The sequence below is a fragment of the Nonomuraea sp. NPDC026600 genome (genome assembly GCF_040638335.1).
In the GTDB taxonomy this organism is placed as follows: Bacteria; Actinomycetota; Actinomycetes; order Streptosporangiales; family Streptosporangiaceae; genus Nonomuraea.
Genome location: NZ_JBEZYD010000003.1, coordinates 69,363 through 80,700 on the forward strand (window position 1 = coordinate 69,363; position 11,338 = coordinate 80,700).

An 11,338-nucleotide genomic window follows, 5' to 3' on the forward strand; every position below is an offset into this window, starting at 1 on the left:
CCCTTGGTCCATGCCGACGACGCCGTGACGCCCGCTCAGAACCACCCGGAGGCGCCGTACGCCACCGCGGAGACCCGCGCCGTCCTTGAGGCGGGCGTCCGTGAGGCGGGCGTCCGTGAGGCGAGCGTCCGTGAGGCGAGCGTCCGTGAGGCGAGCGGCTCCGCGGAGCTGGGGGACGCTGCTGAGGTGGCGCGGGTGGCGCTCACGCTGGACGCCGGTGAAGGGGCCGCTCTCGTCGACCGACTGGCGCACCCGCCCGCCGGTCGGCGCTGGACCGCCCTGGTGATCGAGGGCGGGGTCGTCATGGCCTCCGTGTCCGCCAAGGATCCGGCCGTCGGACATATCGACCTGCTGGCCGTACACCCCGATGTCCAGGGGCGGGGACACGGCCGGGAGCTGGTCCGCGCGGCCGAGGGGTGGCTGCGGTCGGCGGGCGCGGCGCAGGCGCGCTTCGCCGGGAACCCGCCCTGCTACGCCTGGCCGGGCATCGACGTGCGCTACACCGCCGCCGCGTGCCTGGCGGAGAGCCTCGGCTACGAGCGCTACCACATGGCCTGGAACATGACCGCCGACCTCGGCACGGACCTGTCCGTCGACGACGACCTGGCACGGCTGGCCCAGAGAGGCGTGCACGTCCACGCGGCCGACCAGGGGCGCGACAGCGTCGCCCCGGAGGGGCGCGAGAGGGTCGCCGCGTTCGTGCGTGAGCACTGGAACGAGAACTGGGCCTGGGAGGCCGCCAACGCCGCCGGGCTGCACTACGCCGAGCGCGACGGCCGGATCCTGGGGTTCGCGGCCTGGGGGGCGCGCCCCGCCTGGTTCGGGCCGATGGGGACGGCGCCCGAGGCGCGCGAGCTCGGCGTGGGCGGCGTGCTGCTCCGCCGCTGCCTGGCCGACATGCGCGCCGCCGGGCAGTCCAGCGCCCAGATCAGCTGGGTCGGGCCGCTGCGGTTCTACTCGCGCGCTGTGGGCGCGCGAGCGGAACGCGTCTTCTGGCTCTACCGACGCGATCTGGCGTGATGTCACACGTAAGTGCAGAGTCCGCCACCCACGGTGCGCCGCTAGCCGCGACCACCGTAGAGCAGTCGTCCTTCGGGGTGTACGGGGTCGGGGCAGAGGGCGCGGGGGTCCTCCCCGGCGTCGAGGCACCTCGTGAGCGTGTCGGAGCCCCACAGGTGGTCCAGGAACAGCTCGGGCCCCCACCAGGCGAGCTCGCCGGTGTAGAGCGTACGGGCGACATGCAGCATCGACAGCCCGGTCAGCACCGGCCGGTACGCGGCCCGGTCGTACACGTGCAGTTGGACCCCGTGCACGGTCGTGCCCACGTGCTTGTGGAACATCGGCGTGAACCACGTCTCCCTGAACCGCACCCCGGGCAGGCCGAGCGCGTTGAGCGCGGGCGCGAACCCGTCATCGACGTACGGCGCGCCGACCAGCTCGAACGGCCGGGTGGTGCCGCGCCCCTCGGAGAAGTTCGTGCCCTCGAACAGACCGGTGGCCGGGTAGGCGTACGCGGTGTCGACGGTCGGCATGTTGACCGACGGCATCACCCAGGGCAGCCCGGTCTCGGCGAACGTCATGCCGCGCCACCAGCCGTCCATCCTCACCACCTCGAGGTCCAGGTCGAAACCGAACAGCGTGGCCAGCTCACCCGCGGTCCTGCCGTGGCGCACCGGCAGCGGGAACCTGCCGACGAAGCTGGCGAACTCCGGGTCGAGCAGCGGCCCCTCCTCGACGGTCCCGCCGAGCGGGTTGGGCCGGTCCAGCACCACGAACCGCAGGCCCAGCCGGCTCGCGGCGGCCATGAGGTCGTACATGGTCCAGATGTAGGTGTAGAAGCGGGTTCCCACGTCCGCGATGTCGAACACCAGCGTGTCCACGCCGGATCGCGCCACCACCTCGTCCAGCGCCGCGCCGGAGACCTTGTGCGTGTCGAAGACGGGCAAACCGGTTCTGGCGTCGATCGTGTCGTGCTCACCGGCGTTCGCCTGGGCGGTCCCCCGCATGCCGTGCTCAGGGCCGAACAGCGCCGTCAGCGGCACTCCGGCCGCTCTGAGAGCGTCCGTCGTGGGGGTCAGATCAGGCAGAACGCCTGTGGGATTGGTGATCAGGCCCAGCCGGTCGCCACCCACCAGGGTGGGATCCGTGGCCAGCCGTTCAGCGCCAGTGCGCACGTTCGTCATCAACCCATTGTGTGAAAGATATTTACAAGAGAGAAGTAGAGGGTGGAAATTAGCGTCATGATCAATCCGCTCCCTGAGCCGCCCACCGAACAGAGCGATCCCCGCTACAGCCAGATCGACCGGCTGCCGACGGAGCAGGTCGCCCGGCTGATGAACCAGGCCGACGCCGCCGTGCCCGCCGCGGTCGCCGTCGCGATCCCGGCCATCTCCGCCGCCATCGACGCGATCGCCGCGCGCATGGCCGACGGCGGGCGGCTGCTGTACGTCGGCGCGGGTACATCGGGGCGACTGGCCGTGCTCGACGCCTCCGAGTGCCCGCCCACGTTCGGCACCGATCCGTCGCTCGTCCAGGGCATCATCGCGGGCGGACTCGACGCGCTCACCCGCTCCGTCGAGGGCGCGGAGGACGACGCCGAAGCGGGCGCCGCCTCGCTCGCGGCGCTGGAGGTGGACGCGCTCGACTCGGTGGTGGGCGTGTCGGCCAGCGGACGTGCCCCTTTCGTCCTCGGTGCACTGGCGGAGGCGACCCGGCGGGGCGCGCTGACCGCCGCCCTTTCGTGCAACGACGGCGCGCCTCTGTCGGCCGCCGCCGAGCACGCGATCGAGGTGGTGGTGGGACCCGAGGTGGTGACCGGCTCCACCCGTCTCAAGGCGGGCACGGCCCAGAAGCTGGTGCTCAACATGATCTCCACCATCTCCATGGTCCGGCTCGGCCGTACGTACGGAAACAAGATGGTCGAGATGTCGGCGATGAACAGCAAGCTGGCCGACCGGGCGGTCCGCATGGTCAGCGACATCACCGGCGCCGACCACGACACGGCGGGCAAAACGCTGGATGCGGCGAGCGGCCAGGTGAAGATAGCGGTGCTGATGATCCAGCACGGGCTCGACGCCGGTGGGGCGCGGGCCCTGCTCGAATCGCACGGCGAGCGGCTCAGCGACGCGCTGAGCAGCTGACCGCGCAAGAGTGACCGCGCAGGAGTGGCTGCGCAGGAGTGGCTGCGCGGGAGCCACTGCACGGGGCGGTATTCACGGGGAGGCTGAACGATGTCCGACCGGCTGGACGCGATCCTGGCGGACGGCGTGCCGCGCGTGTGCTCGGCGGCGGTGGCGCTGATCGCCGTGGACGGCTCCGTCGCGGCCTCGGCCGCGACGGGCGAGCTCGTCCGCTATGCCGACGCCGAGGGGACCCTGGCCGCCGACCGGCCGCCGGCTGGGCGCGACTCGGTCTTCGACCTGGCCTCGATCAGCAAACTGTTCACCACGGCCGTGGTGCTGTCGCTGGTCGAAGAGGGCCGTCTGGACCTCGACGAGCCGGTGGCGGCCTGGCTGCCGGTCGGCGACCCGCGGGTCACGCTGCGACGCCTGCTCACCCACACGGCCGGTCTGCAGCCCACCCGCCGCATCGATCTCGAACTCCCGGACGCCGACCCGGCCACGCGCATGGCGGCGGTGGTCGGCACTCCGGTCACCGGCCCGGTGGGCGGTCCGTACCTCTACACCGACGTGGGCATGGTCATGGTGGGCCGCATCGCCGAGTTGGCGGGCGGCGCGCCGCTGGACGCGCTGGTCGGCGACCGGGTCACGGGCGTGCTCGGCCTGGCGGACACCGGCTACCGGCCGGGGCCGGCGATGCTCCCGCGGGTCGCCGCCACCGAATGGAAACCGGAGCGCCAGGGGGCCGCCGCCACCGACGGGACGTCGGAACACCAGGGGACCGTCGCGGGCTGGACGCCCGAGCCGCTGACGCCCGGTTGTGTGCGCGGCGAGGTGCACGACGAGACCGCGTACGGCCTGGGCGGCGTGGCGGGGCACGCGGGCGTGTTCGCGACGGCCGACGACCTGCTGGCGTTCGGCGAGACGCTGCGGTTGGGCGGCGGCGGGTTACTGCGCCCGGAGACCGCGGCCGAGATGGTCCGCGACCAGGGGGCGGAGGGTGCGGCGTTCAGGCACGGCCTCGGCGTACGGATCGGCGACCCGGCCATCGTGGGACCGCTGGGCGCCGCCGCTTTCGGCCACTCCGGGTTCACCGGCACCTCGCTGGTCGTCGATCCCGCGCGCGGGCTGACCGTGGTGCTGCTGACGAACGCCGTACACCCCGTACGCGGCCGCGACGGCATCCGCGCCCTGCGCCACGCGGTCGCCGGAGAGGCACTGCGGCTCGCGGGCTGAAGCGCCGACGCGGCAGCGGTCCACGACCGTGGTGGCGCACCCAGCGGCCACCTGAGGCAGCAGCCGCCGGCAACGCTTGTCCTGGTTCACCCGTGGATCGAGGATGAGCTAGCCGGGTGACAGGATCAGGCCGGGAGGTCTACGAGGACCAAGGGGCCGAGGTCACATAGCTGGCGGAACTCGCCGGGGAGATCGGCGCCGAAGGGGCCGCGGACAACGGGGAGTTCGGGGCCCAAGGGGAATCTCCTGGCTGGTCGGGGCGGATGGGGGTGAAGCGCACCGGCAGGTGCGCCAGCGACCGGTGGAACGGGCCCGGCCGCCACCGCAGTTCCTCGCGCGGCACGGTCAGTTCGAGGTCGCTCAGGTGAGAGGTCAGGCGCTCGATCGCGGTCACGGCGATGAGCAGGGCCGGGTCGCTGACCGGGCAGCGGTGCGGCCCGGCGCCGAAGCCCAGGTACGCGCCGCCGTCGGAGCGCAGTTCCTCGGGCACGTTGGTCGGCTCGGTGTTGGCCGCGGCGTAGGAGACGAGGACCAGCTCTTCCGGCTGGATCCAGGTGCCGTGGAAGTGCACGGGCTGGCGCACGAAGTACGGGCCGAAGTTCGCCATGGCGGGCTCGGCGCGCAGGGCTTCCATCACGGCGTCGTACGTGCTGAGCGCGCCATTGGAGAGGGAGCTGTAGTACCGGTCGTCGCTGACCATCCGGGAGATCGCATTGGAGATCAGACTGGACGTGGGGTCGAAGCCCGCGGCCACGACGAGCACCACGTTCTGCACCAGCTCGTCGCCCTCCAGCCCGGCCGGATGGTCGATCATCCAGGAGGTCAGGTCGTCGCCTCGCTGGGCGTACTTGGTCTCGATCAGCTCGCCGATGTAGCGGCTGAACTCATCGCTGCCCCGCTTGCCCACCTCACCGACCGCCTCCATCATGTCCGACAGGGCCTTGCTCAGAGCGGCGCTGTCGGAGTCGGGCCGCCCGAAGAGCAGGTTGAAGACGCGCACCGGGATGGGCCGGGCGAAGTCGGCGGCCAGGTCGGCCTCGCCCTTCGCGGCGAACTGGGCGATGAGCGAGTCGGCCACCTCGATCACCATCTGGCGCAGCTTGTGCGGCTGGAGCAGCATGAAGCAGTCGGAGATCACCTTCCGGTAGCGGGCGTGCTCGGCCCCGTCGGTGAGCAGCGCGCTGGGCCGGTAGCCGAGCAAGGCGATCATTCCCGCGGCGTCCGGGGTGTCGGGGAGCCGGGTCTGCCAGGCGCTGGGGTTCTTGCTCCAGACGCCGCCGACGTTGTTGAGCACGTCCACGGCGGCCTGATAGCCGATCACCAGGTGGGCCTCTATGCCCGGGGAGATCTCCACGGGCGCGACCGCGCCGTGCCGCCGGCGCAGCTCCGCGTAGATCGCCTGCGGGTCCCGGGCGTACTCGTCCCCGTACAGGCGCCCGGCGTCGGGCATGTAGCGCAGGGTCATGACAGCACCAGCTCTCTGATGTGCTCCACCAGCGCGATCAGCGAGGCGCGGGCGGAGGCGGGGTCGCGTGCGTCGCACACCACCATCGGCGTGCTCGGGTCCAGGTCGAGCGCCTTGCGCACGGTTTCCAGCGGGTAATCCGGGGAGTCGGGGAAGTGGTTGACGGCCACCGCGTAGCGGATGCCGGCGTTCTCCACCAGGTCGAGTACGGCGAAGCTGTCGTCGATGCGGCGGGTGTCGGCCAGCACCAGCACTCCCAGCGCGCCGCGGACCAGCTCGTTCCACAGGACCTGGAACCTGGTCTGTCCCGGTGCCCCGAACAGGTAGAGCACCACACCGGGCAGGGTGAGACGGCCGAAGTCGATCGCGGTGGTCGTGGTCGTCTTCTCGTTCACGCCGGTGAGGTCGTCGACCAGCGTGCCCGCCTGGGTGAGCACCTCCTCGGTGTTGAGGGGCTTGATCTCCGAGAGCGCGTCCACGATGGTCGTCTTGCCCACGCCGAACGGTCCTGCGATGACCAGCTTGACCGGGATGTGTTCGGTACTGATGCGGCTGTCAGAGAGCGCGGAGGCCACTGAGCACCAACTCCAAGATCTCGATGTCGGGCAGGTCGGCGGCCGGCGGATCGCGGGTCAGCAGCGTTCCGCCGCCGACGAGCCCGGCGACCAGCAACCGCACCACGCAGTACGGCAGGCCCAGATGCGCGGCGCATTCGTACACCGACAACGGCCCCTCCCGCAGCAGGGCCAGCAGATGCGACGCCGGAGGGTCAAGCCCGTCGGTGGCGGCGTCGGGCACGATGGAGACCAGGGTCGTGCGTTCGACCGTGATGTGGTCGGGCAGGGTCAATCTCGCGGCGGCCATGTAGTCCGGGACGACCCGCCGCCGCTGCCGGCCGGAGGTCATGTCCGAACGCCCGGCACCCTGGCCGCGCTGGCCTCGTCGAGAGCCTTGATCAGTTTCTGCACCTGGAGCTGCACCTCGTAGGCCAGCGCGCCGATGTTGACCGCTCCGGTGGCCGCGACGACGAGGGCGGCGCGGTCGCCGGCCGGGGCGACGTAGTAGTAGCCGCTGCCGGCGGAGATGACGATGTCGACCACCTCGCCCTCGGTGCCGTTGCTGAGGCCGTCGCACAGGGCGCGGGCGGCCCCCAGGACGGAGCTCGTCATGGCGGCGGCGCGCTCGCCGCTCTCGACGCCGACGTCGGCCGAGCCGCCGAGGATGAGCCCGTCACGGCTCAGCACCACGCCGCGGGTGACTCCGGGCAGTGCCAGCAGGGGCGACAGGACCCAGGACACGTCGAGGGACAACGGGCGCCCCTTGGTCTGAACACGACCGGAAGCACTGTGGGTGTCCATGGAACGGTCAATTCCCTTCGGTGATGTCATGCTGCTGCGGCGGGAGCGCTTCGCGGCGGCCCGCTTCGGCTCCGACCTGGAAGTCTCCCCACCGCTTCTGGGCCTCTTCCGGAGTGGTGAGCGCCTTTCCGCCCGAGCCGTCAGAACCACCGGAGCCGCCCGGTCCGCCGGTGGGCCTGGAGCCGGACGCGGCACGCGTCGGCTGGCGTCGGCGCTGCGGCAGCGGCGCCAGATCCTCCGTCTGGTCATGCCGTTGCTGGGGCCCCGTCACGGGTTCCGGACGACGCGCTTCCGTGAGCTCGGGCCGTACGGAGGAGGCGACGGGCTCCGGTCGACGCGCTTCCGCGGGCTCGGGCCGTACGGAGGAGGCGACGGGCTCCGGTCGGAAGGCGGCCGCGGGCTCCGATCGGATGACCGTGGCGGCGGTCGGGACGCTGGCGCGGACCGGCTCGGGGGCCAGCACCGACGGCCTGCTGTCCTCGGGCATCTCCACCAGCAGGGCCGCCGGAATGCTCAGCACGGCCTGGACGCCGCCGAAGGCGCTCTTCTTGATCGTGACCTGCATGCCGTAGTGCGCGACCTGGCGGCCGATCGCAGCCCAGCCGGTGCGGGGCGGGTTGCCCAAGTCGACCAGGCGGACCGGGTGGGTGCCGCTCAGCAGGCGGGTCGCGCGGGCGTACTGCTCCTCGTTGAGGCCGACGCCGGCGTCGTCGATGACGATGGCGGCACCGTTGTTGGTCTCGTGCACGGCGATGGTCACCTTCAGCGTGCCGTGGGAGTGGTGGACCGCGTTGGCCAGCAACTCGGCGGTGGTGAACAGGATCGACTCCGCCGCGCGGGCGGCGACCCCGATCCGGCGGCGCAGGTGGTTGGCCGGGCCCTCGATGCGCTGCTCGAAGTTCTCCACCCGTGAGATGGCGCCCACCATGAGGTCCACCAGATAGGTGTCGTCACGCGACAGGCCGGGCGTGGCGCCGCAGGCGATGCCGGTGGCCTGCACGCGACGGATGATGAGTTCGTTGAACATGTCGAGCCCCAGCACCTCGCGCAGCAGCGTGGTGTGCTCATCGCCGCTGTAGCGCCGTTGCACGTCCGCGAGCAGGTCCTGGGCGCGTAGCGCCTGGGTCTGCACGCGGGAGATCGCGCCTCTGACGACCGCCTGGGCCGCCTCGTCGATGCGCTCGCCCTCCTCGCGGACGCCGCGGGTGAGCGTGTCGAGGATGGCGCGGTGCAGCCTTTCGACGTTCGTGCCGGCGAGCGCCGGGTTCTGTACGCCGGGCACGATCACGTGCGGGGCGCGCAGGTGCGACAGCAGGGCGGGGATCCGCGTCGAGAGCAGGTACTCGGTCTCGGCGCGTACGAGGTCCTGCTGGGCGCGTGCCTCGCGCAGCAACTCCGTGCTCTCCTTGGCCTGGTGCTCCGCGCGCACCAGGCGCTGGTCCCTGGCACCGGACTCGCCCGTCAGGTGCTCTTGGGCCCGGCGGGCCTGAACGAGCTGCCCACGGGTCTGAGTGAGGTCACGGCGTACACGCAGGTGGAGGGTCAGGACGCCCACGAGGGCGAGGGCGAGAACGGCGGCGCCGATCATTATGGGGACGCTGAAGGAGTCTTGCAGCATGACGATCCTGGGGTCGGGGGAAAACCGGAGGAGGGCTATTGACCGCCGGAGAGCCTGCGCTAGCGGCGCGTGGGGGTCTCGCGCAGCGGCCGGCTGGGACCGCGTCGGCGTGACGCGCGCCCTTCCGCGACGCCGGCACGGTGGAGTGCCTGATGCGATGCGGACTGAGGCATGGCGGGGCCAGACGACATGGGCATCCTCGGTCTCAGCGGAACGATGGACAAACGGGAAACCGGAATTTCCAGAAGGTCACGATAGTCTACGGTAAGTAAGATCGTAACTGCGTTCGGCCATATATCATGATATTTGTCGGGATCGACAAGAATGTGGTCGCCATGCAGGCGATCATGGCGGGTTCGCGCTTCAGTGATCTTCCTGCCCAGGTCGTCGAAAGTGGCCTGGAGATCGCTACCCGACCTCGCCGAGGTCGAAGGCGACGTCGGCGAGATGAACCGTCCGCACCTCCGGGTCGTCGAGGAGCTTGCGCAGGTCGGCGAGTTTCCAGCCGTCGACGACGAGCCCGTGCACGACGCCCTCCTCGGCATGGTCGGCGAGCCACTCGTAGTGCAGACCGAACTCCTTGAGGTCGTCTCCCTCGCCAAGCAGCCCGACCCACCGGCGGAACTCCGCCAGCGCCGCCGCGGGCTCGGTCTCGCACTGGTAGGTGATATCCGCGGAGAAGTCGTCCTCGACCATGTCGCGGTTCCAGACGATCGCGTTCGCCGAGGGCGGGTCGCTGGAGTCGTAGTAGGACAGGGAGTACATGTAGGAGACGTCCGCCCCTCCGCAGATCTTGTGCCTCCGGTTGAAGGCGACGAGCCGCTCGGTGGTCATCGAGTCCGCGAACTCCACGACCGCGACGGCGTCGAGCGTCTGGGGAAGCCCGTCGATGGCCTTCCGGGCCTTCTCCGTCACCACTTCGTCGACGTCGGCCTCCTCCTCCACGGAAGCGATCGCGTCGGCCAGGCTGCCGGACGGCCCATCGAGGGAGGGGGCCCGGACGGCGCCGAATAAGTTCTCCACGATTGTGTACTCCGTCCCGCCCCCGCCGGGACCGGCCCTGCGCGGCTCCCCCCACAGCGTGTAGGTCGTGTCCCGCAGTCCCCCGCCATTGCTGTAACCGTCCAGCAGGCGCTTGTCCGGGTTCGCGAGGCGGGCGGCCGTGCCGTACACCTTGGCCATCCGCCCGTCATCGAAGTCGACGAACAGCCACAGAACCCGCTCAGCCACGCTGAGGACCAGGAACAGCGCCGCGGTAACGGCCAGGACCTTGAAAAGGGACCTGGCCACGTACGCCCAGTCGGGCTCGCTCACGTTCATCATCGTGCGCCCCTACGATCTAGATCAACTCGGGTAGGGCGCACCATAGCCGCACAAAACCTGACTTGCGAGCGATCGTTGAGTGCCCGCCAATGATCCTGCAAAGGAGGTCGCTTATTCATTGATGCACAGGGTCCGGATGAATTGTCCTTACCGGGACCCCTCGTATCTAGGAGCACCCGATGAAGCGCACCCTGCTCGGTCTCACGGTCACCGCCGTCGCGGGCCTGGCCACCGTCGTCCCCGCCACCACGGCATCCGCGGCCGCCGGCCCGGACTACTGCCTCGACGGCTACGTCTGGCGCCAGGCCGGACCCACCGACTACGTCTGCGTCAGGGCGAGCGCCCGGTCCCAGGCCGCCGCCGACAACGCGGCCGCAACCCGCCGCTGGATCTCCGGTGACCAAGGTCCGCACACCTGCGTCGCCGGCTACGTGTGGCGCAGGGCCTTCGCCGGAGACGAGGTCTGCGTGACGCCGGCCGTACAGTGGCGGACCGCCACGGACAACGCTCAGGCTTCCACCCGCTGGGTGACCACCCGGTTGACGGTCACCTCGTACGTCGACCCCGTGGAACCCGGCAAGCCCGTACTCTCGGACTCCGACCTCCCAAAGATCATGATCAAGGGCGACCATTTCAACTACGGCACCACCAAGCTGTACATCTACCGGCCCAACCACCAGATCATCTGGCAGGGCACGGCGAAGGCCGCCGGCCACAAGGGAATCGCCGGAGGCAGCTTCAGCGCGAAGACGGGGGTCATCGACTGCCAGAAGCTCGGGAGCACCGACGGCTTCCTCGCCTACGCCCAGGCGCAGGACGGGCTGTCCGGGCGCTGGTCGGACAGGTACCAGGTCAAGGTCGGCTGCACGGTGGCCTGACGCCGTCGGCGGCGGCCAAGAAATCCCACCGGCCGAATAATGGCGCACATTTCGGGCAATTTATAACAATCACGGCATTCTTCCGTAGCGGCTAGCTTGTTGACAATCCGCCCATAGGAGCCATTCGCTCTCTCAAGAAACAGACCCGATCAGGTGAAAGCCCTTTCGACTTAGAGGATCTTGGAATATGCGGCCAAAGACGTAATATTGCATGATTCTCCGGCCATAGCGGTTTATGATGGCCCCCTGTTCGCGGGACCTGGGGAATCCCGTTATAGAGGTAACAGGGGGGCATGGGGCGTGGAGTGGTTTCTGAGTCTCATCGGTGGATCTCTTATCAG

11 protein-coding genes are annotated in these 11,338 nt (G+C 70.2%); 4 read left to right on the top strand and 7 right to left on the bottom strand.

The genetic code is table 11. The features are described 5' to 3' along the window. Positions 1 to 3 precede the first annotated feature (3 nt). Positions 4 to 1,020, top strand: a complete 1,017-nt coding sequence (locus tag AB0F17_RS07070) for a GNAT family N-acetyltransferase (RefSeq protein WP_358017590.1) — start codon at positions 4 to 6, stop codon at positions 1,018 to 1,020. Positions 1,021 to 1,061: 41 nt separating this feature from the next. Here AB0F17_RS07070 and AB0F17_RS07075 read toward each other — a convergent pair whose 3' ends face one another. Beyond that, positions 1,062 to 2,183: a DUF1343 domain-containing protein gene (locus AB0F17_RS07075; protein WP_358017593.1), complete on the bottom strand. Its 1,122-nt coding sequence runs from the start codon at positions 2,181 to 2,183 to the stop codon at positions 1,062 to 1,064. Positions 2,184 to 2,240: 57 nt separating this feature from the next. On the opposite strand from AB0F17_RS07075, the gene murQ reads away from it, so the two are divergent. Then, positions 2,241 to 3,140 carry an N-acetylmuramic acid 6-phosphate etherase gene (gene murQ, locus AB0F17_RS07080; RefSeq protein WP_358017596.1) on the top strand — a complete coding sequence of 300 codons (900 nt, stop codon included), beginning with the start codon at positions 2,241 to 2,243 and terminating at the stop codon, positions 3,138 to 3,140. A gap of 90 nt (positions 3,141 to 3,230) precedes the next feature. Further along, the gene (locus AB0F17_RS07085) at positions 3,231 to 4,355 is read left to right on the top strand and encodes a serine hydrolase domain-containing protein (RefSeq protein ID WP_358017599.1); all 1,125 of its coding nucleotides are present in this window, start codon (positions 3,231 to 3,233) and stop codon (positions 4,353 to 4,355) included. Positions 4,356 to 4,494: 139 nt separating this feature from the next. Here AB0F17_RS07085 and AB0F17_RS07090 read toward each other — a convergent pair whose 3' ends face one another. The 6 genes from AB0F17_RS07090 to AB0F17_RS07115 all read right to left on the bottom strand — a co-directional run bounded on the left by AB0F17_RS07090 (position 4,495) and on the right by AB0F17_RS07115 (position 10,110). Continuing rightward, the gene (locus AB0F17_RS07090) at positions 4,495 to 5,820 is read right to left on the bottom strand and encodes a cytochrome P450 (RefSeq protein WP_358017602.1); all 1,326 of its coding nucleotides are present in this window, start codon (positions 5,818 to 5,820) and stop codon (positions 4,495 to 4,497) included. Beyond that, complete coding sequence (locus AB0F17_RS07095; protein WP_358017605.1) at positions 5,817 to 6,395, bottom strand: ATP/GTP-binding protein; 579 nt, start codon at positions 6,393 to 6,395, stop codon at positions 5,817 to 5,819. Before AB0F17_RS07095 ends, AB0F17_RS07090 begins: the two co-directional genes overlap by 4 nt. Continuing rightward, positions 6,376 to 6,726 (bottom strand): DUF742 domain-containing protein, encoded by a 351-nt coding sequence (locus AB0F17_RS07100; protein WP_358017608.1) that lies wholly within the window; start codon positions 6,724 to 6,726, stop codon positions 6,376 to 6,378. The genes AB0F17_RS07095 and AB0F17_RS07100 overlap by 20 nt, the downstream gene beginning before the upstream one ends. Further along, positions 6,723 to 7,130, bottom strand: a complete 408-nt coding sequence (locus tag AB0F17_RS07105; RefSeq protein ID WP_358017611.1) for a roadblock/LC7 domain-containing protein — start codon at positions 7,128 to 7,130, stop codon at positions 6,723 to 6,725. Before AB0F17_RS07105 ends, AB0F17_RS07100 begins: the two co-directional genes overlap by 4 nt. Positions 7,131 to 7,185: 55 nt before the next feature. Beyond that, positions 7,186 to 8,796 carry a hypothetical protein gene (locus AB0F17_RS07110; RefSeq protein WP_358017614.1) on the bottom strand — a complete coding sequence of 537 codons (1,611 nt, stop codon included), beginning with the start codon at positions 8,794 to 8,796 and terminating at the stop codon, positions 7,186 to 7,188. A gap of 408 nt (positions 8,797 to 9,204) precedes the next feature. Further along, positions 9,205 to 10,110 (bottom strand): hypothetical protein, encoded by a 906-nt coding sequence (locus AB0F17_RS07115; RefSeq protein WP_358017617.1) that lies wholly within the window; start codon positions 10,108 to 10,110, stop codon positions 9,205 to 9,207. A gap of 188 nt (positions 10,111 to 10,298) precedes the next feature. Here AB0F17_RS07115 and AB0F17_RS07120 point away from each other — a divergent pair, with 188 nt between their 5' ends. Then, positions 10,299 to 10,997 carry a hypothetical protein gene (locus tag AB0F17_RS07120; RefSeq protein ID WP_358017620.1) on the top strand — a complete coding sequence of 233 codons (699 nt, stop codon included), beginning with the start codon at positions 10,299 to 10,301 and terminating at the stop codon, positions 10,995 to 10,997. Positions 10,998 to 11,338: the final 341 nt, after the last annotated feature.